Source organism: Solihabitans fulvus (assembly GCF_008386585.1).
GTDB lineage: Bacteria > Actinomycetota > Actinomycetes > Mycobacteriales > Pseudonocardiaceae > Solihabitans > Solihabitans fulvus.
In genome coordinates, this window is sequence record NZ_VUOB01000064.1 from 80,339 (window position 1) to 103,006 (window position 22,668).

21 protein-coding genes and 1 pseudogene are annotated in these 22,668 nt (G+C 72.1%); 8 read left to right on the forward strand and 14 right to left on the reverse strand.

The window, feature by feature from the left end:
* Positions 1–45: 45 nt before the first annotated feature.
* Together F0L68_RS31865 and F0L68_RS31870 are read right to left on the reverse strand one after the other, a co-directional pair.
* On the reverse strand, positions 46–879 hold the full coding sequence (locus tag F0L68_RS31865; protein ID WP_149853567.1) for an undecaprenyl-diphosphate phosphatase: 834 nt from the start codon (positions 877–879) through the stop codon (positions 46–48).
* Positions 876–1,925 carry an LLM class F420-dependent oxidoreductase gene (locus tag F0L68_RS31870; protein WP_149853568.1) on the reverse strand — a complete coding sequence of 350 codons (1,050 nt, stop codon included), beginning with the start codon at positions 1,923–1,925 and terminating at the stop codon, positions 876–878. Before F0L68_RS31870 ends, F0L68_RS31865 begins: the two co-directional genes overlap by 4 nt.
* 134 nt (positions 1,926–2,059) lie before the next feature.
* On the opposite strand from F0L68_RS31870, the gene F0L68_RS31875 reads away from it, so the two are divergent.
* The 4 genes from F0L68_RS31875 to F0L68_RS43810 all read left to right on the forward strand — a co-directional run bounded on the left by F0L68_RS31875 (position 2,060) and on the right by F0L68_RS43810 (position 7,554).
* Entirely contained in the window at positions 2,060–3,037 is a 978-nt protein-coding gene (locus F0L68_RS31875) for an aldo/keto reductase (RefSeq protein WP_149853569.1), read from the forward strand.
* 129 nt (positions 3,038–3,166) lie between these two features.
* Positions 3,167–6,163: an AfsR/SARP family transcriptional regulator gene (locus F0L68_RS31880; protein WP_149853570.1), complete on the forward strand. Its 2,997-nt coding sequence runs from the start codon at positions 3,167–3,169 to the stop codon at positions 6,161–6,163.
* Between the two features lie 183 nt (positions 6,164–6,346).
* The gene (locus F0L68_RS31885; RefSeq protein WP_149853571.1) at positions 6,347–7,345 is read left to right on the forward strand and encodes a YncE family protein; all 999 of its coding nucleotides are present in this window, start codon (positions 6,347–6,349) and stop codon (positions 7,343–7,345) included.
* Positions 7,342–7,554 (forward strand): DUF5703 family protein, encoded by a 213-nt coding sequence (locus F0L68_RS43810; protein WP_149853572.1) that lies wholly within the window; start codon positions 7,342–7,344, stop codon positions 7,552–7,554. The genes F0L68_RS31885 and F0L68_RS43810 overlap by 4 nt, the downstream gene beginning before the upstream one ends.
* A 36-nt stretch (positions 7,555–7,590) precedes the next feature.
* Here F0L68_RS43810 and F0L68_RS31895 read toward each other — a convergent pair.
* Positions 7,591–8,445, reverse strand: a pseudogene (locus F0L68_RS31895) (DMT family transporter); the annotation flags it as partial.
* Positions 8,445–8,855 (reverse strand): DUF2000 domain-containing protein, encoded by a 411-nt coding sequence (locus F0L68_RS31900; protein ID WP_149853573.1) that lies wholly within the window; start codon positions 8,853–8,855, stop codon positions 8,445–8,447. The gene F0L68_RS31900 and the pseudogene F0L68_RS31895, both read right to left, overlap by 1 nt.
* Before the next feature lie 75 nt (positions 8,856–8,930).
* Here F0L68_RS31900 and F0L68_RS31905 point away from each other — a divergent pair, with 75 nt between their 5' ends.
* On the forward strand, positions 8,931–9,773 hold the full coding sequence (locus F0L68_RS31905) for a helix-turn-helix transcriptional regulator (protein WP_223199310.1): 843 nt from the start codon (positions 8,931–8,933) through the stop codon (positions 9,771–9,773).
* Positions 9,774–9,853: 80 nt separating this feature from the next.
* On the opposite strand, the gene F0L68_RS31910 is transcribed toward F0L68_RS31905, so the two are convergent.
* The 5 genes from F0L68_RS31910 to F0L68_RS31930 form a co-directional block, all read right to left on the reverse strand.
* Complete coding sequence (locus tag F0L68_RS31910) at positions 9,854–10,423, reverse strand: TetR/AcrR family transcriptional regulator (RefSeq protein ID WP_149853574.1); 570 nt, start codon at positions 10,421–10,423, stop codon at positions 9,854–9,856.
* Positions 10,424–10,474: 51 nt separating this feature from the next.
* On the reverse strand, positions 10,475–11,047 hold the full coding sequence (locus F0L68_RS31915; protein ID WP_149853575.1) for a HutD/Ves family protein: 573 nt from the start codon (positions 11,045–11,047) through the stop codon (positions 10,475–10,477).
* 59 nt (positions 11,048–11,106) lie between these two features.
* Positions 11,107–11,868, reverse strand: a complete 762-nt coding sequence (locus tag F0L68_RS31920; RefSeq protein WP_149853576.1) for a class I SAM-dependent methyltransferase — start codon at positions 11,866–11,868, stop codon at positions 11,107–11,109.
* A gap of 54 nt (positions 11,869–11,922) precedes the next feature.
* Positions 11,923–12,417 (reverse strand): GNAT family N-acetyltransferase, encoded by a 495-nt coding sequence (locus tag F0L68_RS31925; protein ID WP_149853577.1) that lies wholly within the window; start codon positions 12,415–12,417, stop codon positions 11,923–11,925.
* A 126-nt stretch (positions 12,418–12,543) separates the two neighbouring features.
* Positions 12,544–14,034 carry an FAD-dependent monooxygenase gene (locus F0L68_RS31930; protein ID WP_149853578.1) on the reverse strand — a complete coding sequence of 497 codons (1,491 nt, stop codon included), beginning with the start codon at positions 14,032–14,034 and terminating at the stop codon, positions 12,544–12,546.
* 91 nt (positions 14,035–14,125) lie between these two features.
* Here F0L68_RS31930 and F0L68_RS31935 point away from each other — a divergent pair, with 91 nt between their 5' ends.
* Entirely contained in the window at positions 14,126–14,764 is a 639-nt protein-coding gene (locus F0L68_RS31935) for a TetR family transcriptional regulator (RefSeq protein ID WP_306463205.1), read from the forward strand.
* A gap of 70 nt (positions 14,765–14,834) precedes the next feature.
* Here F0L68_RS31935 and F0L68_RS31940 read toward each other — a convergent pair whose 3' ends face one another.
* The 5 genes from F0L68_RS31940 to F0L68_RS31965 all read right to left on the reverse strand — a co-directional run bounded on the left by F0L68_RS31940 (position 14,835) and on the right by F0L68_RS31965 (position 20,296).
* Positions 14,835–16,220: an amidase family protein gene (locus F0L68_RS31940; protein ID WP_149853579.1), complete on the reverse strand. Its 1,386-nt coding sequence runs from the start codon at positions 16,218–16,220 to the stop codon at positions 14,835–14,837.
* Between the two features lie 337 nt (positions 16,221–16,557).
* Positions 16,558–17,352: a hypothetical protein gene (locus tag F0L68_RS31945; protein WP_149853580.1), complete on the reverse strand. Its 795-nt coding sequence runs from the start codon at positions 17,350–17,352 to the stop codon at positions 16,558–16,560.
* 515 nt (positions 17,353–17,867) lie between these two features.
* Positions 17,868–19,235 (reverse strand): DUF2254 domain-containing protein, encoded by a 1,368-nt coding sequence (locus F0L68_RS31960; RefSeq protein WP_223199311.1) that lies wholly within the window; start codon positions 19,233–19,235, stop codon positions 17,868–17,870.
* 132 nt (positions 19,236–19,367) lie between these two features.
* Positions 19,368–19,445 carry a 50S ribosomal protein bL37 gene (locus F0L68_RS45540; RefSeq protein WP_438672332.1) on the reverse strand — a complete coding sequence of 26 codons (78 nt, stop codon included), beginning with the start codon at positions 19,443–19,445 and terminating at the stop codon, positions 19,368–19,370.
* 29 nt (positions 19,446–19,474) lie between these two features.
* Positions 19,475–20,296 (reverse strand): SDR family NAD(P)-dependent oxidoreductase, encoded by an 822-nt coding sequence (locus F0L68_RS31965; protein WP_188316934.1) that lies wholly within the window; start codon positions 20,294–20,296, stop codon positions 19,475–19,477.
* A 595-nt stretch (positions 20,297–20,891) separates the two neighbouring features.
* Here F0L68_RS31965 and F0L68_RS42765 point away from each other — a divergent pair.
* Together F0L68_RS42765 and F0L68_RS31970 are read left to right on the forward strand one after the other, a co-directional pair.
* Positions 20,892–21,032 carry a hypothetical protein gene (locus F0L68_RS42765; protein WP_188316935.1) on the forward strand — a complete coding sequence of 47 codons (141 nt, stop codon included), beginning with the start codon at positions 20,892–20,894 and terminating at the stop codon, positions 21,030–21,032.
* A gap of 365 nt (positions 21,033–21,397) precedes the next feature.
* Positions 21,398–22,573, forward strand: a complete 1,176-nt coding sequence (locus F0L68_RS31970) for a serine hydrolase domain-containing protein (RefSeq protein WP_149853583.1) — start codon at positions 21,398–21,400, stop codon at positions 22,571–22,573.
* Positions 22,574–22,668: the final 95 nt, after the last annotated feature.

Here is a 22,668-nt window from a genome sequence, read left to right on the forward strand (position 1 = left end):
CATTGTGTTAGGAGCTCTCGGGCGCAGCGTGATCGAGGGCGGGGATCAGGTCGCGGGGATGAGGCCCATCGACAGCAGGCCGAGCACGACGATGCCGAGGAACAGCCGGTACCAGACGAACACCGAGTAGCTGTGCCGGGACACGTACCGCAGCAGCCAGGCGATGGTGGCGTAGCCGACGGCGAACGCGATGGCCGTTGCCACGATCATCTGCGGCGCGGACGGCAGCAGGCCGGGCCCGCCCTTCTCGAACACGTCCGGGATGCTCATCACGCCGGAGGCGAACACCGCGGGAATGGCCAGCAGGAACGAGAACCGCGCCGCCGTCTCGCGGGTGAGGCCGAGGAACAGGCCCGCGCTGATCGTGCCGCCGGACCTGGACACGCCGGGGATCAGGGCGAGGCACTGCGCCAGGCCCATCACCAGGCCGTCCCGCGCGATGAGCTGGTCGACGGCCCTGCGCTGCCGGCCGAGGTGGTCGGCGAGCGCCAGGACGCCGGCGAACACGATCAGCATGGACGCGGTGATCCACAGGTTCCGCGCCGAGGTGCGGATCAGGTCCTTGAGCAGCAGCCCGAGCAGGCCGATCGGGATCGACCCGATGATCACGTACCAGGCGAGCCGGTAGTCATGCGTCGCCCTGGCCGAGCGGCTGAAGATGCCCTTGAACCACACGGCGATCAGCCGCCCGATGTCCTTGGCGAAGTAGATCAGCACGGCCAGCTCGGTGCCAAGCTGCGTCACCGCCGTGAACGAGGCACCCGCGTCGTCGCCGAAGAACAGCTCGGAAACGATGCGCAGGTGCCCCGACGACGAGATGGGAAGGAATTCGGTCAGTCCCTGAACCAGACCAAGAATCAGCGCCTGAAACCAGGTCAACTACCCACTCCCGCCGCATCCAGAGCATCCACCGCGACGCGCAGCGCCGCGATTCCCTGCTCCAGATCCTGCATCATCGGCAGCACGGTGAGAGTGGTGACCCCGGCGCCGGCCAACGCCTGCATGCCGTCGGCGATCCGCTCCCTTGGCCCGAGCAGCGAGGTCGCGTCGAGGAACTCGACCGGCAGCGCGGCCATGGCGCCCTGGTAGTCCTTGCCGAGGAACTTGTCCTGGACCTCGGCGGCTTCCTTCTCGAAACCCATGCGCGCGACGAGGTCGTTGTAGAAGTTCTTCTGTCGGCTGCCCATGCCGCCGACGTACAGGCCGGCGTAGGGCCGCACCGCGTCGGCGCAGGCGCGCCAGTCGTCCCCGACCACCAGCGGCACGGACGGCACGACGTCGAACCCGGCCAGGTCCTTGCCCGCCTTCTCGCGGCCCGCGCTGACCTGCGCGAGCGAGTCGGCCGAGTGCTCGGCGGAGTAGAACACGGCGAGCCAGCCGTCGGCGATCTCGCCGGCTAGTTCGAGGTTCTTCGGGCCGACGGCGGCCAGGTAGACCGGGATGTGCTCGCGCTCGGGGTGCACGGTGAGGGTGAGCGCCTTGCCGGGGCCGTCGGGCAGCGGCAGCGTGTAGTGCGCGCCGTCGTAGCGCAGCTTCTCCCTGCGCAGGGCGGCGCGCACGATGTCGACGTACTCGCGGGTCCTGGCCAGCGGCTTGTCGAAGCGCACGCCGTGCCAGCCCTCGGACACCTGCGGGCCGGAGACGCCGAGGCCGAGCCGGAACCGGCCCTGCGAGAGGGTGTCCAGGGTGGCGGCGGTCATCGCCGTCATGGCCGGGGTGCGGGCCGGGATCTGCATGACCGCGCTGCCGACGTCGACGCGTTCGGTGTGCGCGGCGATCCACGACAGCACCGTCGGTGCGTCGGAGCCGTACGCCTCGGCGGCCCACACCACCGAGAAGCCCAGCCGGTCCGCCTCCTTGGCGAGCGCGAGGTGATCGGCGTCGTTTCCGGCGCCCCAGTATCCGAGGTTCAGTCCCAGTCGCACGAGCCGAACCCTACCGGTCGGTAACAAATTCGGGAACTCGAGTGACGGCGACCACTCGACCGGGTGGGCAACACGGTGCCACGAATTGGGGGTCTGACCGGCTGTGGATCATCCAAACCCTTAGGCTCGCGCACGTGGAACACCGAAACCTCGGCCGTAGCGGTCTGCGGGTTTCCCGAATGGCACTCGGCACGATGGGCTGGGGCCGGGAGACCGACGTGGATGAGGCCGCAAGTCAACTGCTCGCGTTCGTCGACGCGGGCGGTTCACTCGTGGACACCGCCGATGTCTATTGCGAGGGCGAGAGCGAACGCATTCTCGGCGGGCTGCTCGGGGACGTCGTTCCACGCGACCAGGTCGTGCTCGCCACCAAGGCGGTGGCCCGGCGCGGCGACGGGCCGTTCGGCGGCGGTGCCTCCCGGGGCGCGCTGCTGTCCGCGCTGGAGGGTTCGCTGCGCCGCCTCAGCGTCGACCACGTCGACCTGTGGCAGCTGCACGCCTGGGACAGCTCGGTCCCGCTCGAGGAGACCCTCGCCGCCGTGGACACGGCCGTGGCCAGCGGAAAGGTCCGCTACTTCGGCGTCTCCAACTACACCGGCTGGCAGCTCGGCACCGCCGCGGCGCTCCAGCGGGCGCAGCCCGGTCGCACCCCCGTGGTCGCGAGCCAGGTGGAGTACTCGCTGCTGGAGCGCGGCATCGAGCGCGAGGTCGCCGGCGCCGCCGCGCACCACGGCGTCGGGCTGCTGCCCTGGGCGCCGCTCGGCCGAGGCGTGCTCACCGGCAAGTACCGCAACAGCACCCCGGCCGACTCGCGCGGCGCGTCCGCGCACTTCGCGCCGTACGTGGAACAGCACCGCACCGAGCGCGCGGCCAGGATCGTGCAAGCCGTGGTCACCGCGGCCGACGGGCTCGGCACGTCCCCGCTGGCGGTGGCGCTGGCCTGGGTCCGCGACCGGCCCGGCGTGGTCGCCCCGGTCGTCGGCGCGCGCGACACCGCGCAGCTGACCGGCTCGCTCGCCGCAGAGGACGTCGAGCTGCCCCCGGCGATCCGCGCGGCGCTCGACGACGTCAGCGCGCCCGAGTTCGGCTACCCGGAACGCCACCTCGGCTGACGGCGCGCTTCCGATTTGTCCGCGCGACTTCGTCCGCGCGACCCCGGTCGCCGAGCATCGGTCGAAGACGGCACCGGGCTCGGCCCCGGCTCGATACAGTGAGCCGTCGCCGGTCGACGCGGAGCTGTCATGAGGTTTCTGGTCCTTGGTCCGATCGAGGTGTTGGGGTCGGGCGGCCCGGCGAAGGTGGCCGGGGCCAGGCAGCTCGTGCTGCTGGCGACGCTGCTGCTGAACGGCAACCGGGTCGTCCCGCTCGGGGACCTGGTCGACGCGCTGTGGGACGACGGGCCGCCGCCCAACGCCGACGTCGCGTTACGCACCTACGTGTCCCGGCTGCGCCGCGCCATCGCCGCCGTCGAGCCGGACGCGGACCGGCGGCTCACCTTCGCCTCCGGCGGCTACCGGCTCACGGTCGAGCCGGGCGAACTCGACCTCGACGCCTTCCGCGAGCACGTGCGGCGCGCCCGCGCGGGCGACCGGCCCGAGGACGTCGCCACGGAGCTGAGCGCCGGCCTCCGGCTGTGGCGTGGACCGGCCCTCATCGGCCTCGCCGGCCGCAGGATCCAGACCAACGCGGCCGGGTTGGCCGAGGAGCGACTGGCCGCGACCGTCGAGCGGATCGCCGCCGACCTGGCGCTCGGCCACGCGGCCGACCTCGTGCCCGAACTGCGCGATCTCGTCGCCGCGCACCCGCTGCGGGAGCAGTTGCACGGCCAGCTGATGCTCGCGCTGTACCGCTCTGGCCGGCAGGCCGACGCGCTGCTGGCGTTCCAGGACGCCCGCACGGTGATCGCCGAGGAACTCGGCGGCGACCCCGGCCCCGAACTCGTCCGGCTGCACGAGGACATGCTGCGGGGCGCGCCGGCGCTGGCCGCTCCCCCGCAGGTCGACCAGAGACCTCGGCGTGACGACCTGCCCGGCGACATCGCGGACTTCACCGGCCGCGACACCGAGCTGCGCGACCTGCTCGGCGAGCTGCCCGAGGGCGGCGCCGTAGCCATCGAGGCCATCGACGGCATGGCCGGCATCGGGAAGACCGCACTCGCCGTGCACCTCGCGCACCGGCTCGCCGACCGCTACCCCGACGCGCGCCTGTTCATCGACCTGCACGGGCACAGCACCGAGCGGGAGGCCGCGTCTCCCGCCGCCGCGCTCGACGTCCTGCTGCGGGCGCTCGGCGTGCCCGGCGAGCGCATCCCTCCGGACCTGGACACCCGGTCGGCGTTGTGGCGCGCCGAGCTGGCCGACCGGCGGGCGCTGGTGGTGCTGGACAACGCGGCGAGCGCGGCCCAGGTCCGCCCGCTGCTGCCTGGCGGACCCAACTGCCTCGCGCTGGTCACCAGCCGGCGGCGCCTCGCGGACCTGGACACCACGCGCACGGTGTCGCTGGACGTGCTGCCGCCGGACGACGCGGTGGCGCTGTTCACCAGGATCGCCGGCCGCGACCGCGCCGATGGCGAGCCCGACGCGGTCCGCGCGGTGGTGGAGCTGTGCGGCCGGCTGCCGTTGGCCATCCGCATCGCGGGCGCACGGCTGCGCACCAGGCGAACCTGGACGGTCGCGCACCTGGCCGGGCGGCTGCGGCAGGGACACCGCAGGCTGGCGGAGCTGACCACCGGGGACCGCAGCGTCGCCGCCGCGTTCGCGCTGTCCTACCAGCATCTGTCCGCCGACCAGCAGGGGCTGTTCCGGCTGCTGGGTCTCGTGCCGGGCCACGACTTCGACGCCTACGCCGCCGCCGCGCTCGACGACCGCGAGCTCGGCCCGACCACGCGGCTGCTCGAGGACCTGGTCGACGTGCATCTGCTCCAGGAACCGGTGGCGGGCCGCTACCGGTTCCACGACCTGTTGCGCCAGCACGCCAGGAACACGGTGGCCGCGACGGAGACCGCGCAGCAGCGGGACGCGGCGCTGGACCGCCTGTTGGACTACTACCTGCACGCCGCGAACGCCGTCAACGATCAGGTGGACCCGAGCGGCAGGCGGATCACGCTCGGCGGGGTCGGCCCACCGGCCCGGCTGCCGGCGTTCGACAGTTACGACGCGGGGCTGGCCTGGTGCGAGGCCGAACACGCCAACCTCATCGCGGCCATCGCGCACGCGGCCGAGCAGGGCAGGCACACCCACACCTGGCAGCTGTCGCACCTGATGTGGTCCTGGTTCCAACACCGCAGCCGCCTGCACGACTGGCTCCGGACCCACCAGCTCGCGCTGGCCTCCGCCCGCGAGCTCGACGACGCCAGGGGCCAGGCCGAGATCCACAACAACCTCGGCACGGCGCACACCTTCACCGGGCAGTACGAGCTGGCGCTGGAGCACACGCGCCAGGCGCTGCCGCTCTATCGGAGTGTCGGCGACCGGCGCGGGGAGGCCTCGGCGACCAACCGAACCGGGGTCCTGCACAAGCGCCTCGGCCAGCACCAGGAGGCGATCGACCACTTCGAGCTGGCGCACGCGCTGTGCGAGGAGATCGGCGACCGGCGTGGCGAGGCGGCGACGCTGAACAACCTCGGGCTGATGTTGTCCATGGTCGGCCGGCACGAGGACGCGCTCGATCGGCACCTGCGGGCGCTGGACCTCGACCGACAGCTCGGCGACCAGCGCAACGAGGGCATGACGCTGAACAACCTCGGCTCCGCGCACCGAAAGCTCGGCCGGCACGAGGAGGCGATCGGCCGCTACCGGCGGTCGCTGGCCATCCACCGCGAGATCGGGGACACCGCGGGCGTGGCGAGCACGTTGAGCAACCTCGCCCTCGCCTACGGGGGACTCGGCAGGCACGCCGACGCCCTCCACCTCCAACGGCAGGCGTTGGCGCTGGCCGAGGAGCTGGACGAACCCGACGCGGTCGGGTCGGCGCACAACGACCTCGGCGACACGATGCTGGCCACCGGGCGGCCCGACCTCGCCGGCGACCACTACCGGCAGGCGCTGGACATCTCCGCGCAGACCGGGAGCCACTACGAGCAGGGCAGGGCGCACGTCGGCCTCGGCCGCACGCGGCGAGCCGAGGATCCCGCCGCCGCGACCGAACACCTGCGGCAGGCGCTGGAGATCTACGCGCGGCTGGGCCTGCCCGAGGCCGAGGCGGTGCGCGCCGAACTCGCCGCGATCCCCGGCGAATGACCTTCCGGGCGCACGGCCGGTCCGGCCCCAGGGACACGGCCGAACGGGTCTGAACCGTTGCCGCGCGCGACGCGCCACCGCCCCGCACGTGACCACCGACCGTTCGTCGGGGATGCTGGTGGGACGTCCTGAACGCGTTGCCGGGTCGCCGACGAGGCCGATCCGGTCGGAGGAGGTTCCACGTTGCGTCGCCTGGCCGCCGTCCTGTTCACCGGGTCAGTGCTGGTCGCGGGCTGTTCGTCGAGTCAGGGGGACCAGGATCCGCTCCAGGTCGCGGCCACCCTGCACGCGGCGACCCCGGCCAACTCACCGCAACAGAACACCACCCCGCCCGGGACCGTGCTGCCGTTGGACGGCCGCGCCACCGCCGTCACCGTCGACCCGGCAAGCCGGACGCTGGCGGTCGCCGTGGCGGCCCCGCCGTCGGTGCGGCTGTACTCGCTCACCAACCTTTCCGCACCGGCCCGCACCGTGCCGCTGCCCGGCGAGGTCGACCATCTCGACCTCGCCTCGGGGCAGGTCGTCGCGTCGGTCGCGTCGGCGGGGCAGGTGCTGCGCATCGCGCTGCCGGCGGGGACCGTCACCGCGGACAAGCGCGACGGTGGACCCGCCGACACCGCGACCGTCGGCGCGCGGACCCTGGTGGCGCTGCGCGACAGCAAGGCCGTGACGGTGTTGGACGGCGCCGCCACGCAGCGCACCATCGGCGGGATCACCAGCCCGGACCAGGTCCTCGCGGTCGGCGACCGCGCGGTGGTGCTCGATCGGCTGCGCTCGGCCGTGTTCGACCTCGACCCGGACAACTCCGCCGTCGGCGCCGGGCTGCGGGCCGGCAACGGCGCGACCAACGCCGTGGTGGACCGGTTCAACCGGGTGCTGGTGACCGCGACCGACGGCAACGAGCTGCTGGCGTTCTCGGCCAACCCGCTGATCATGCGGCAGCGGTTCCCCCTGCCTGGCTCCCCCTACGGCATCGCCTACGACGGCAAGCGCGACCTCGCCTGGGTCACGCTGACCGCACGGAACGAGGTGGTCGGTTTCGACGTCGCCGGAGGAGAGCCAGTCGAGAAGCACCGTTTCGCCACCGTGGCCCAACCGAACTCGGTCGCGGTGGATCCGGACAGCGGACAGGTCTTCGTGGTGTCCGCGAACGGCCAAGGGATACAGGTGATCAGTCAATGAACGAAGGGGTGATCGACGGGGACTGGGAATACCGGCCGCTACGGCTGCCGCCCGGGGTTTCCCGCCGTACCGCGGCCACACAGCTGGCCATCCACGCCGAGTTCGCCGGGTGGGAGCTGTCCAGGGTGCTGCTCTTCGCCGACGGCACCCGCAAGGTCTGGCTGCGCCGCCGACGAACCGCCGGCGCGATGCCCGGAGTCATCCTGTGATCCTGTCGCGGGCCGCGACCCCGTGACGGCGAGCCACGCGCCGACCACCATGCCGGCCGAGCCGGCCGCCTGCGGCAGGTTCATCGCCTCGCCGAGGAACAGGTAGCCGCAGCTCGCCCCCGCGACGGGGACGACGAACATCATCAGCGCCGCGCGCGCCGGGCCGACCCTGGCCACGCCCTGGTAGTACAGGACGTAGGCGACGGCCGTCGGGAACACGGCGAGGTAGCCGATGTTGAGCCAGAAGCCCGCGCCGAGCGAGCCCCAGTGCACCGCGGGCATGGCCGGCGCCGCGACCACCCCGAGCAGCACCGCGCCTGCGACCGTCGCGTAGGTGGTGGTGCGCAGCGCCGGGATCCTGGCCAGCACGCGGCGGCCGAGCACCGTGTACGCCGACCAGCACACCGCCGCCGCCACGAACAGCAGGTCGCCGCCCAGCCGCGCGCCGTTCGCCGCCGAGGCGCTGCCCGCTAGGAACACCACCGCGCCGGCGACGGCGGCGGCGAGCCCGACGACCCGCCGCCCCGACAGGCCGGTGCGGGCCGCGACGGCCACCACGACCGTGGTGACGACGGGGCTCAGGACGGGGACGATCACGCTGCCGTCGATGGACGGCGCGAGGGTCAGCCCCCAGAACAGGGCCAGGTTGTAGCAGAAGACGCCGAGCGCCCCGAGCAGCGTGATGGCGAGCCTGTCCCGGCCCGCGACCCGTGGCCCCGGCGCGCCGCGCCACCGCAGCACCAGCCACAGCATCAGCGCGCCGCCGCCGAAGCGCAGGAACGCGGCGACGGAGTGCGGCACCACAGCTGTGGTGATCTTCGAGCCGGCGAAGGCGCTCCCCCACAGCAGCATGACCGCGACCAACGGCAGATAGGTCCGCGCGCCGCGCATCACGGGTGCAACACCAAGCCCTTGCACGCCTTGTCCACCGCGTTGCGCGGCCCGTGCACGGCGACCCCGACCAGGCGCAGGTCCTGCACGGCAACGGCCAGCACGGCGGCGCGGTTGTCCTCGTCGTTGCCGGTGCCGAACAGCTCCTCGGTGTAGACGGCGGTGGCGAGCTCGCGGGTGACGGCGCGGTCGCGCATCGCGGCGAGCGCGGCCGCGTCGGCCTCGTAGACCACCACGGGCAGCCGGAACATCGGCAGGTACTTCGTGCCGGAGGCGTCCTGGTAGGCCTCGCCGGTCACCTCGGGGCCGCCGAGGGCGAGGCCGCTGGCCAGGAACGCGGTGACGTTGAGCTGCTGCCACGGCGCGAGGTCCGCGCGGACCGCGATGGCGAGCTTGGTGTGCGCACTCATGCCGAAGATCGTCGCCGAGGGCGCGCGCCGAATATTGAACGCTGGTGCGGCGGCCGAATGGGTGAGAATGACGCGGTGGCGCGACAGCAGGGGCGGGACTGGGCGAGGTACTGGCGCTCGGCCGACCGGCCGTTGGAGGCCATGCACGCCCACTTCGCCGAGCACGCCTATCACCGGCACAGCCACGAGACGTACTCGTTCGGCGTCACCGAGCGGGGTGCGCAGGCGTTCACCTGCCGGGGCGCGGCGCACACCAGCGCGGCCGGCATGGTGATGGCGTTCAACCCGGACGAGCCGCACGACGGCCACGCCGACAGCGAACTCGGCTTCACCTACCGGATCGTGCACATCGGTCCCGAGCTGATCACGGGCCTGCTCGCCGAGCGGGTGCCCGGCCGGGCGGGGCTGCCGTTGTTTCGGGAGCCGGTGGTCTTCGACCCGGTGCTCGCCGACGCGTTGCGCGCCCTGCACGACGGGCTGGCCACGGGCGGCAGACTGCGCCAGGACGAGCTGCTCGCAGACACGGTCGCCGCGCTGGTCCGCAGGGCCGCCACCGGGCCGGCCGGGGCACTGGCGGCCGCGCCGACGACCGGTCGGGCGGCGGTGCGCGCCGCGGACCTGGTGCGCGACCTGCTCGACGCGGCGTTCGCGGAGGATCTCGGCGCCGACGACCTGGCCGGCGCGACCGGGCTCAGCCGGTACGCGGTGTACCGGGCGTTCCGCGCGGTGCACGGCATGTCCCCGAGCGACTACCAGCGCCAGGCGCGGCTGCGCGCGGCCAGAGGGCTGCTGGCCGCCGGTCGCGGTGTCGCGGAGGTCGCCGCCGAGGTCGGGTTCGCCGACCAGGCGCACCTGACCCGGTGGTTCGGCCGGTACTACGGGATCACGCCGGGCGCCTACCGCAGGTCGGCTGTGTAGGACGTGTCCCGGGGATCTCTTTCCTGCTGAGCGGGGCCCAGCCGCCGCCTCGCCGCGTTGCGCCCACGCGCCCTAGCCGGCTACCGCGTGGGTGCGCCGGCCGCCTCGTAGCCCGCGATGAACCGTTCCATGGCCAGGTCGACGCCGTCGCGGTCGCCGGTGGCCAGCAGGTCCAGCAGCAGGCCGCGGGTCACGGCGAGGATCAGCCTGCCGTTGGACCTGGCGAGTTCGGGCGGCAGGCCGCGTCGGACGCCGGACTCCACCAGCGGCTCCAGCCAGGCGTCCACGACGCTCTCCAGCAGCGGGCCGGTGCCGGGGTAGCCCTGGAGCGCCTGGCCGTAGAGCTCGAAGAACAGCCGCTCGTGCGGCCACTGCGCCGGATCGGACAGCCGCTGCCAGCAGCGCCGGATCAGGTCTCCCGGAGTGCGTTCGCCGTCGAGGTGCAGCGCGACGACGGCGGCGCGTTCCCGGCGTTCCATCGCGCGGATGACCTCGACCAGCAGGCCCTCCTTCGAGCCGAAGTGGTAGATGAGCATGCGGTGGCTGGTGCCGATCGCGGTGGCCAGCCTGCGCAGGCTGAGGTCGCCGACGCCGTTGGCCGCGACGTAGTCGCCCGCGGCCTCCAGCAGCCTCGCCTTGGAATCCGTCATGCCCCGCCGTCCCCGTGCCCGCGCGATCCGTGTTCCACATGGTACGTCCGGCTACGCCGGCAGCCCGATGACCGCGACGACCGCGGTCGCCCGGTCGCAGCGCAGCACCGCGGCGGGCTCGGCGCGCAGCAGCAGCGCGTCCAGCGGTCCGAGCGAGTGCCGCGCGCTGCCAAGGACGTCGACGCTGCCCTCGAACACGACGACGGCGGCCGACTCGGCGGCGGGCAGGTCGACCGGTCCGGTCACGCGCAGGATCTCGACAGTGGCCGGGCCGTCGGCGGCGCGGGTCATGACGTTGAAGTCCACGACGGGGCCGTCGAGCAGCCGGCAGCTGGTGGCGCTGCCGCCGGAGAACACGAAGGGCCGGTACGGCCGGTCGATCCGGTGTGTGGCGCCGTCGACGGTCAGCTCCATGCCGGCGCCCTCGAGCAGGGTGATCACGCGGTGATAGCCGGGGAACGCGGAGAAGTCGCCGTCGCGGGCCACGTCGGCGACGCTGATCCGCCACGCGAAGTCGGTGAGCTCGCCTGCTCTCGGGTGCGCCGCGACTTCCCTGGTGACGCCGCCGTGGTTCTTCCAGGGCGCCGGCGTGCGCCCGGCCGCCGGGAGCAGGGTCATGGCCATCGCGCGAGGCTCCGTTCCGCCGGGGTGTGGATCACCGACGCTACCCGGGCCGGGCGCGGTCAGGCCGGCTTGCGCGCCTCGATCAGGAAGCGCGTGGTGTGCGCGAGGAACGGGCCGTCCCGCCGGATCTGCTCGTGCAGCTCCCTGAGCCGGTCGCGGTGCCGGTCGACAGTGAAGCCGGGCACCATCCAGATCACCTTCCGCAGGAAGTAGACCACCGCGCCGATGTCGAAGAACTCCGTGCGCAGCGACTCGAGGCGCAGGTCCAGCACGGTCAGGCCGGCAGCCTCGGCCGCCCGGCGCGCGTCGTCGGGGTGCCGACCGCGGCGGACCTCGGCCGGCTGGGGACCGAGGAAGTACTCGACCAGCTCTAAGACGCTGGCCGGACCGACCTGCTGGGATAGGTAGGTGCCGCCCGGCCGGAGGACCCTGGCGATCTCCGTCCACCACACGGTCACCGGGTGGCGGCTGACCACGAGGTCGAAGGCGGCGTCGGCGAAGGGCAGCGGCGGCTCGTCCTGGTCGGCGACGACCGCGACCCCGCGCGGGTGCAGCAGCGCGGTCGCCTTGGCGAGGTTGGGCGGCCACGACTCGGTGGCCACGGTCAGGGCGGGCAGCGCGGGGATGCCCGCGAGGACCTCGCCGCCGCCGGTCTGGATGTCCAGCGCGGCCGACGCTCGGGCCATCCGCTCGCCCATCGCGCGCTGGTAGCCCCAGGACGGGCGCTGCTCGGTGGCGCGACCGTCCAGCCAGGAGAAGTCCCAGCCGTCGACGGAGACCGCCTCGGCCTCGGCCACCAGGTCCTCGAATGTCCGCGACATGGGGTGATCTTCGGGCCGTCGTCGCGGCCGCGCCACCGCATTCCCGACGCGGGCCTACAGCGCGCGCTGCATGAGGATCGTGTCCAGCCACTGGCCGTGCTTGTGTCCGACGCCGACGAGCCTGCCGGCGTCGGTGAAGCCGTGCCGCCGGTGCAGCGCGAGGGAGGCCGAGGCCGCGGGCCCGTCGGCGACGACCGCGATGATCTGCCGGACGTCCCGCTCGACGCAGCCCTCCACCAGGCGTCGCAGCAGCGCGCCGCCGAGCCCCTGGCCGGTGGCGGTCGCGGCCAGGTAGATGGAGTTCTCGACGGTGTGCCGGTAGGCGGGTCTTGGCCGGTAGGTGCCGCAGTAGGCGTAGCCGGCGACCCGGCCGTCCAGCTCGCCGACCAGGAACGGCAGGCCGAGCGACCCGACGGTGTCGAAGCGGGCGCGCCAATCGGCCTCGGTCGGCGGCACCTCCTCGAAGGTCGCGGTGCTGGTCAGCACGTAGTGCGCGTAGATCTCCGCGACGGCGGGCAGGTCCGCCGGCCGCGCGTCCCGAATGAGCATTGCCCCACCTCCGTCGACATTGGTCGTGTGATCATGCCGCGCGCTGGGCGCGCCGAGAGGCGGAAGTGGCGTACGTCCCTTCGGTCTCTCAGCGCGCGGCGGCCGGACCACTGTGGGTCCAGTGGGTTACCGCGCCGGCTGGCCGAACCAGCGGGCCAGCGCGCGGTCGAGGCCGTCGGCGACGTCGTCGCCCGCCCAGCACACGTGGCCGTCGGGCCGCACCAGCACCGCGCTCGCGTCGACGCCGGGCACCGGCTCGGCCGGCACGACGCCCACCCGCCCGCCCAGCTGGGCGCTCGCGGCCGGGCCGATGCCGGCCCCGAGGTCGAGCAGCACTCCCCCGCCGTGGCCGGCGAGCCGGCTGAACCGGGTCGGGCCGGCGTCGGTGACCAGGTCGACGTCGGGCATGCGGCGCCCGAGCAGCTCGTGGGCGGGCGCGTCGGGCATGTCGTAGCGCAGGTCGAGCGCGGACATCATGCCCGAGATGTACCGGTTGCCGTCGGGTGTCGTGACCAGCTCGGTGACGACCTCGCGCAGGGCGGCGACCTCCGTTCCCTCGCCGATTCCCATGAACACGCTCTGCGCGGCCGCGTTGCGCAGCACGCGCGCGCCGACCGGGTGCCGCTCGTCGTGGTAGGTGTCGAGCAGGCCGTCCGACGCCCACCCTCGCAGCTGCGCGGCGAGCTTCCAGCCGAGGTTGAACGCGTCCTGGAGGCCGAGGTTCACGCCCTGTCCGCCGGCCGGCAGGTGGATGTGCGCCGCGTCCCCGGCCAGCAGCACCCGGTCGGACCGGTAGCGCTCGACCTGCCTGTTGGCGTCGCTGAACCGGGAGGCGTGTCGGATCCGCGCCAGCGTGGTCTCCGGCCCGTAGACGGTGTGCAGGGCGGCCTGCACCTCGGCGTCGGTGACGGGCGCGTGCCGGTCGCGCCGCTCGGCGTTGCCGAAGATCATCCGATACGCCCCGTCGCCGAGCGGGTGCAGCAGCGTCCAGTAGCCGCCGCCCCGGCGCATGTAGTCGCCGAAGAACCGCTGGCCGGTCGGCACGAGGTCGGACGTCGCGGCGAACTCGATGTCCGCCGCGACCGCCGACATGGTGCCGGCCTTTCCAGGGAAGGCGAAGCCGGCGAGCTTGCGCACCGAGCTGTGCGCGCCGTCGCAGCCGACCAGGTACCGGCCGCGCAGCCGCGACTCGCCGTCCGGTCCCCGCGTGCCGGCGGTGACCCCGTCGTCGTCCTGGGTGAGGTCCACGAGTTCGTGGCCGCGCAGCACTGGCACACCCAGTTCGGCGAGGCGGTCGGCGAGCAGCCGCTCCAGCGCGACCTGCGGCAGCGTCACCGGGTTGGGGTGGCGGGTCTGCCACGGGGTGTTGTCCAGCGCAACGGGCAGCCCGGCGAAGTGGCCGCCGGGGCGGGATCGGTCGGCCTCCGACAGGTGGTCGAGCAGGCCGCGCAGGTCGAGCACCTCAGCGGAGCGCGGCTGGAGCGAGCCGGCCTTGGACTGTCCGGTCGGTTCGGCGAGCCGGTCGAGCACGACGGTGTCGATGCCGGCGAGCCCCAGCTCGGCGGCGAGCATCAGGCCGGTCGGACCGGCGCCGACGACGATGACCTCGGTGTTCATGGCACTGCCCCTTCGCTAGATCTGCATCCAGGCGAGAAGTATACCCAGTGCAGTTATCGCCCGAGTGCGTGATCCCGGTTACGATGGGGCGGTGTTGTCCTCGGATGAGCAGTTGGGACTGCGCGAGCGCAAGAAGCTGCGCACGCGCCAGGCGATCTCGGACGCGGCGGTCACGCTGTTCCTCGCCGCAGGCTTCGACCACGTGTCGGTCGCCGAGGTCGCCGAGGCGGCGGAGGTGTCGCGGCGCACGCTGTTCGCGTACTTCCCCACCAAGGAGGACCTGGTGCTGCACCGGTTCGCCGACCACGAGGACGAGCCGGCCAGGGTCGTGCGCGCCAGGCCCGACGGCCAGCCGCCGCTGGACGCGCTGCACGAGCACCTGCTCGACCGACTCGCGCACCGCGACGCCAACACCGGCCTCAGCGACGACCCCGAGGTGATGGCGTTCCACCGGCTGCTCACCGACACGCCCAGCCTCGGCGCGCGCCTGCTGGAGTACCTGGACCGCGGCGTGCGCACGCTCGCCGACGCGCTCGCCGGCAGCGGCGACGACCTCACCACGCGGTTGGCCGCCGTCCAGGTGATCAGCGTCCAGCGCGTGCTGGCCGAGGACAACGTGCGGGCCATCACCGGGGGCGCGACCGCCGACGACCGCTACCCCGTGGCGGTCGCGGCCGCCGACCATGCCTACGACCTACTGCGCGCCGGCCTGGCCGAGCACCTTCGGTGAGGCCGCCAGTGCCAGGGTGCGGCTGAGATCAGCCAGCCGGCCCGGCCGACGCGCGCCGGCCGAGCCGGTCTCACGCGCGCGGCGGCGACGTGAAGCCGCCAACGACCTCGCCGGCGAGTTCGGCGAAGGTGATCGCGGTGTCGTCCTCGAAGAGCGGGCCGACGATCTGCGCGCCGACCGGCAGGCCGCCCCTGGTCAGCCCGATCGGCGCGCTGACCGCCGGCAGTCCTGGCAGCGACGCGTGCGACACCCAGAAACCCAGTTCGTGGTAGGGACGCTCGCCCTCGGGGGTGGCGATGGCGCGCTCCGCGAACGGCCTCGTGTCGTGCGGGAACGCCGGGGTGAAGCTCGTGGGGCACAGGAACACGTCGACGTCGTCGAAGTACTCGGTCCACGCGGCGCGGGTGGCCAGCCGCCGACGCTCCTGCTCGACGACCTCGGCGAGCGTCGCGAAGCCCGCGTCGCCCTCGTGGAAGGCGAAGAACAACCCGAGCTGGAAGGCGAAGGACTCGGCGGCGCGCACGGGATCGACGCCTGAGGGCCAGCCGGGCACGATCCTGGCGCCCGCCGCGGCGAGCGCGTCGACCGCGTCGGACAGGACCGCGCCGACCTCGCTCGAGACCGGGGCGTGCGGATGGTCGGTCACGACGCCGACGCGGAAGTCCGCCAGCCTGGTGTGCCGGGGCGCGGGCAGCGTCCAGGAGTGCGCCTTCGCGACGGGCCCCTCCGGGCCGGCGGTCACCCGCAGCGCGGTGCGCAGGTCGCCTGCCGTGCGCGCCAGCGGGCCTGCGGAGGACAGGCGCGTCAGCTCGCTCGGCTCGGCCGGCGGTCCCGGCGGCTGGAAGCCGCGCAGCGGCACGATGCCGACGCTGGGTTTGAGGCCGTACACGCCGCAGAAGCTCGCCGGGATGCGGATCGAGCCAGCCAGGTCCGATCCGTACTCCAGGAACGTCATGCCGGCCGCCAGCGCCGCCGCGCCGCCGCCGGTCGAGCCGCCCGGCGACCGCTCGAGGTCCCACGGGTTGTTGGTCCGGCCGTACACGTCGTTGGCCGTCTGGCCGGAGTCGCCGAGCATCAGGGGCACGTTGGTCCGGCCCAGGATGATCGCGCCCGCGTCGCGCAGCCTGCGCACGACGGTGGCGTCCCAGTCGCCGACGTGGTCGCGAAACGCGGGATTGCCCCAGGTGGCCGGCAGCCCGGCCACGGCGAAGCAGTCCTTGATCGTCATCGGCACGCCGTGCAGCGGCCCGAGGTCGGCGCCGCGCGCCACGGCCGCGTCGGCCCGCTCCGCCGCGCGCAGCGCGTCCTCGCGCCGGAGCTCAACGATCGCGTTCAGCGCCGGGTTCGTCGCGTCGATGTGGGCCAGCAGGAGCTCGGTCACCGCGCGCGAGGACACCACGCCGCCGCGGATCCCGGCCGCCAGCCCGGTCGCGGACTGGAACACAGTCTCGGTCATGCCCGCAGGTCTACGGCCTCACACCGTGTCAGGGTCAAACCGACACTCGGTGATCACCCGATGTGTGGCCTAGTTGCGGGCGACGATCCAGGTGAAGTTGGCGTTAGAGGCGACGGTCTACTAGCCCGATGCGGACCGGCACCGACCAGGCGATACCGTCCTCCGCAGCCCCCGCCTCGTTCCCGCACGCATCCGGCACTGACGCCTCGTTTCCGGCACGCACTGTGCCGAAAACGAGGCGCTTGTGCCAGGAGGTTGCGCTGTGCGACCTGCGGTTGTGCAGGTGCGTGCCGGTCAGCTCGCCGCAGCGCCGGAGCGGGACGACTGCGCCTCCTGGCTAGGGCTGGGGGAACACCGCGTCGACCGCTGTCGCGTTGATGCCGTGCGATCGTCGCCACCAGCCTGCGGGGTAGCCGAGGTCCATGTGGCGGGCGGTCACGTCTTCGCGTTCGGCGAAGGGGACGAACCCGTTCAGGAACCCCGGGTGGGCGGGATCTTGGAGGATGTCGGCGATCGCGAGGATCTCCATGACGCCCAGGCGTTCGTCCTGATTGGACCGCATCGCGCGGAGGGCGCGTTCGCCGTTGGTCGCGGTGGCCTTGGGCGGCAGGTCGGCGAGGTCGGACAGGATCTGGCGGCGGATTCGTTGGTCCTCCGCGGTGGGTTCCGGCTGGTCCTCGTGGGCGAAGCGGTCGAGGGCGAACCAGACGAAGGCGGGTTCCAGGAACCGTGTGCCGCCCCACTTGTGGCGTTCGAAGTTGAAAATGCTCCGGTCCACCTCGCGGTCCGGCCAGGCGCCGCAGACCTGGCACCCGTAGTCACTGTGAAGATAGGTGTGGTCCGGCATCGATCGGGCGACCAGGAAGCTGCTCAGGACCGGGCGATGGCGTAGCGATCGCGTCGACAGGCTCGCCACGAAGGCGTCGGAGGCGGCGCGCAGTGTCGTCTGGTCCGCGGCGTCGCGCACCAGGGCGATCAGCTCATCGTGGCCGATGGCGAGGGGCGGGAACATGTAGCCGGCCTGCTCGGCGTAGGCGCGGTCTTCCGGCGGAGGCCGGTCCGCCGTCGGCTTCAGCCACCCTGTGGGACCCCAGTAGGCACTGTTCAAGATCCGCAGGGCGCGCTTGTCCATTGATCCTCCGCAGTCAGTTCGGTGTCCAGGATGCTGAACATCTCCGAGTCGGGCCACCCGTCCCGCAACAGCATGTGATGCCGCAGCCGGCCCTCATACGTCATCCCGAGCTTCCGCAGCACCGCGACCGACGCCTCGTTCCGTGGATCGCAGGTCGCCGAGATTCCGACAGGTCGCCGGCGAAGGCGGCCGGGGTGCTGTCGGCGGCCTTCACCCGGGCCTGGAACAGCTCTTTGAGATCGACGTGCTGATGGGTCAGGTGCCAGCGCGGAACCCCGGCCTCCACGGCCAACTGCGACACGTTTCCGACGGAAACGACGACGCCAGCAGCGCGGGCACGACCCAGAGGAACCGGAGATCGCGGCGGCAGGAAACGCGAGCAGAGCAGAGCTGAGCTGCGGTTACGACGGCGGCACCGTGCTGCACGGGGTGAACAAACTCCGCCGCGACCAGCCGACGCCACTCCCGTTCCATGACTCGAGGTCATCGCTGTCGGCAAAGCGGCGGGCCGGATCTCAGCCCTGAAGCGACACGCGTGGCTGTTCGCCGCGTTGGGCGAGCAGCGCGTTGTAGCGGCGTTCGACGTCGGCGCGGTCGGACTCCTCGGGCACTGTGGCGAGATTGGCTCGCTGGATCATGGCCGCCTGGTCGAGGAGCACCTGGCTCTGCTCGCTGTCTCTGGTCTGTTCCATGATCTTGGCGAGGGCGTCGAGCTGCCTGATCATGACGGCGGGCATCCCAACGCCGGCCTGGCGGATCTTCTCGAACGCGCGCTGCACCAGCCGGTCGTAGCTGACCTGGTCGGAGATGACGCGGATGTCGCCGCGCTGGTCCCGGTGCACGCCAACGGGATGCCACACCCCGGCGATCTTGCACAGGCTGTCGCCGAGCCAGTCGATGCAGGTCATGGCGGTGAACGTGTCGTTCACGGCGGGAGACAGCGCACGAATGGCGATCTCGACGAGCTGGTCGATGCCGAAGGACACGTCCTGGGTGAGCGTTCGGTGTGGCCCGGTCAGCTGGGCACGCTGGAGGTGGTAGGCGACCTGGGCGGCCGCTTCGGGCGGCCAGACCACGGCGAGGGGATGGCCCTGCACCAGGAAGTGCCCCGGCCGGTAGGGAAGGTGGATCACCGCGTCGAGGCGGGCGGCGATCCGCACGAGGGACTGGTGGCGGACGAACTGCAGGTAGCCGCTGCTGGGTGTGGGCACGACGCCGCCAAGCTCCTCCATCGTCGCGAGCAGGTTGGCCAGGGACGGTCCGTGCTCGGCGGCCGGTTGCTCGGGACGCCCCGGTGTGCCGCGTTGCACCGCGACCGACTTGGCCAGGTCCTCAGCGATGCCCGCGATCACCTGGGGGAGTTGGATCTGGGTGGCGATGTGGTTGATGAAGTAGATCAGGACGCCGAGGTCGATCACCGCGAGCGCGAACGACACCGTGATGGAGATGTGCGGCACGAGGTCGCCGTGGTCGCCGGGGCCGATCGACACCAGCGTGAGGACGTCGTAGACGAAGGTGGCCACGAAGGTGCCGAGCGTGATCTGGGTGCCGCGGTCGCGGATGAAGTTGCGCAGCATCCGGGGGCCGAACTGCGTGGACGCGAGGGTCAGCGTGACGATGGTGATGGAGAAGACGATGCCGACGACCGTGATGACGGCGGCGGCGATGGCGGTGAGGATCTGCCGTGCGGCGTCGGCGGTTCCGCTGATCACCCAGGAGGACAACGAGAAGTCGCCGTCGTAGACGGCGCGGTCCAGCGCGAAGGTCGCGGTGAACAGGGCGACGGCGGCCAGGACCTCGATGGTCGGCACGAGCCAGAGATTGGTGCGCAGCGCCTCGCGGCGCCATTCCGAGATCATGGTGAACTCCAGACGGGTCGACACTGTGCCGACCAGACTTCCCGGCTCACCTACCGGGAACCCTACCCCGCGAGTTCACTGGACTCGGTCGGCGTCACCGAGTTGAGACGGCCCGGACCGGGTCCGCGTAGTGGACGGACCCGGCCCGAGGTTCGGTCAGGAGGCGCCGGGCCGGTGTCCGTGGTTGGCCTTGTTCTTCCGCCTGGACCGCTTCTTGCGCGCGCGCTTGGACATCGGGGACTTCCGCTCGATTCGTTGGTGGGTCAGGAAAGCCTGGTGAGGTGCGCGCTGAGCTTCAGCAGCCGCGCGGTGGCGCGGCGATCGGCGACGCATGGCGCGGTGGCCGCCGGTTGGAGCCGGTCGTAGAAGGCCCCGTTGGTGACGTCCTGGCGTGGCGAGCAGAGCGTGGCGACGACGTGGCCGCTGTCGTGGGCGGCCGGGGTTGCGGTGCCGTGCAACCGAAGCAGGGCGCGGTCGGCGGTGCCGGGGTCGACGCTGAGCGCGGTGAACGCGCCCGGCCGCAGCTCGGTGAGCGCGCGGGTGAACATGGTCAGGGCGAGCTTGGACTGCGTGTAGGCGGCCAGCCGGGTGTAGCGGTGGGCGCGGTTGATGTCGGTCCAGTTGACGCTCGCGCCGCGGTGCAGGGTGGAGGACAGGTTCACCACGCGGCTGCCTGCGGCTCTGCCCATCGGGCCGTCCAGGAGCCGGGTCAGCAGGAAGGGCGCGAGGTAGTTGATCTGGAGCGTGAGTTCGTTCCCGTCCTCGGTGCTGACGCGGTGGTCGGTGCCGGCGGTGGCGGCGGCGTTGACGAGCAGGTCCAGCGTGTTGTGCGCTTCGGTGACCTGCGCGGCCATCCGCCTGACCTCGTCGAGGTTGGCGAAGTCGGCGGCGATCGCGTGCAGCCGCGACGGGTCCGCGCCGGCGGCGGTCAGACGGGCCACCGCGTCCGCGCTCTGGCCCGGCGTGCGGGCGTGCAGCAGGACGGTGTGGCCGTCGGCGACCAGCTGGCGTGCGGTGTCGTAGCCGACGCCGGTGCTGGCGCCGGTGACCAGGGCGGTCGGCGGAGTAGGTGTTGCCGTGGACATGATCCATCCAGAGAGGTGCTCGGGACGTGGGCCCGCGACGAGCGGTGCTCGTCGGACAGCGGTCACCCACATCGATTGGGGGAGAAGCGAAACCGCCGAGAGGCGGTGGCACGAACGGCTAGCGCGTCACCACAGAGAGGGAGCCGCAGGCCGTGCCGGTACTCGGGGGCTGGTCGTCGTGACGCAGTCCGCGGGGCGCGCTGGTCAGCGGGCTGCGCGACGCCGGCGCAGGGCAGGCGGCAGCGTCATCGCGCCGCTGCGCGGGCTGCCACGGAATGCCGCTGACCATGTCGGCCATGCAACAGGCTCGGGGACCCCGGGACAAGCGGACTTACGCGATCCTTTCGGCGACAGGGGTTTCCTTGGCGTTGGGGTCGCCGTGGGGCCGGTCCGACGAGGAGCACCGGGCAACCCAGGTCGCTGACCGCGGCACCCGCGCCGCGCCCGATCGTGGTGGCGCACGACCAGAGTCGTTCCGTGCGGTCGTGCGGGTCCGGTCTTAGCGGAATCCGAACACGGGCGCGATCCGCGCGAGCTGTTCGTGCACTAATGTCCGAATCACACGGAACATCCGAAACGGCGCAAGGAGTTGCCCATGTGGGCGCCACTGTCTGTCGCACTGCTCATCGGGACTGTCGGCACGGCGACCCGAGGTGATGTCGGACTCGCGGTGGCCTTCGGCGCGCTGTTCCTGGTGGCCTTCGGCTACTTCGGCGCCAGGCGCCGCTTCAGGTGAGGCCCGTCGGTCACCCGCACGCTGTTCACCCGGCCCACGAGGTTGCTGAGCACATCAGCCTCGTGGGCCGAGTGCGTGCAGCGACCTTGCGGATCAACCGAGTTGTGGAGTTCGGTGCGGCTCCGACTGGCGGCAGGGCCCGATCAGCTCTCAGCCGGTGTCATCGGGATTTCATTGGCTGCCACTAACGTGTCATCCAGGGCATTACGGGAAACAAGGGCGCGACCGGTCGTGGCGGCGTTGCCTGTGTGGTTCTGCGGCTGCCCAGTTGCCTCGGCCGTCGTTGTCGAGTTCGCCGGTGGCGGTCCCCTTGTCGACCGGCTCGCGCTCCGGGTGAGTCAACCCAGACAGAGAGAGGGAATTTCTTGCGCACGAAGTTCATCAGGTCAGGTTGGGCGCTGGTGGCCGGCGTCACCGTGTTGGCCAGCATGGCGCTGTCGCCACTGGCCAGCGCGGACACCGCGACGCACGCGACGACTCAGAAGGCCATCGACAACCTCAGGATCGCCGATGACGCTCCTGGCTCGGCGGCCGTGGTCCGTGCCGGCGGCACCCTCTGGAGCCTCACCAGCGGCACCAAGATGGAGAACCAGAACGCGCCCTTCGGCCCGCACGACAGAACCCGGGTCGGCAGCCTGACCAAGTCGTTCACCGCCGCCGTCGTCCTGCAGTTGGTGGCCGAGAACCGGGTCAACCTCGACGCCTCGGTCGAGACCTACCTGCCCGGGGTGGTCAACGGCAACGGCTACGACGGAACCAAGATCACGGTGCGGCAGTTGCTCAGCCACACCAGCGGGATCTTCGACTACCTCGAGGCGCTGGAGTCCGACCCGGCGAATCTGGCGGCACAGCAGAACCGGACGCACACCCTGGCCGAATTGGCGTCGTGGGGCCTGTCCAAGCCGCAGTACTTCGCGCCGGGAGCGGGGTATCACTACTCCGGCACCGGGTACATGCTGCTGGGGATGATCATCGAGAAGCTGACCGGCAACAGCTATGCCCAGGAGCTCAACTCCCGGATCATCACCCCGCTTGGCCTGTCGGACACCTACCTGCCGGTCCCGGGCGACAAGAACCTGCCCGACGGCGGTGTGCACGGCTACATCACCAGGAGCGTCTTCGGTTTCCAGTTCTTCGTCGACCTGACCAGCGTCGTCGAGCCGAGCATGGGCATCTCCGGCGGTGGCCTCGTCACCAGCGGGGCGGACGCGACCACGTTCTACCAGGCCCTCATGGCGGGGAAGGTCGTGCCGGCGGCACAGCTCGCCGAGATGATCAAGCCGACCAACGCCCCCGGCTCCTCGGCGCCCAACTACGGCCTTGGCATGGACCGGTTCGACCTGCCCTGTGGCGGTTCGGCCTGGGGTCACTACGGCCGGTGGTTCGGCTACGCCTCGATCGCCGCCGCCACCCCGGACGGCCGGGCGGCCTTTGTCACCACCAACGTCCTCGACATGGTCGCGGACACCAGCAACGGCTCGGGTGCGTCGAGCAAGGTGCTGAACGACACCCTGGCCACCGCACTGTGTGACCAGGGCTGACCGACTGTCCAGTGAGGGGCCCGTCCGCGCGCCACGGACGGGCCCTTCGCCGTGTGGGGCACGGCGAGCGTGTCGTACGTGCCCGGCAGGGACAG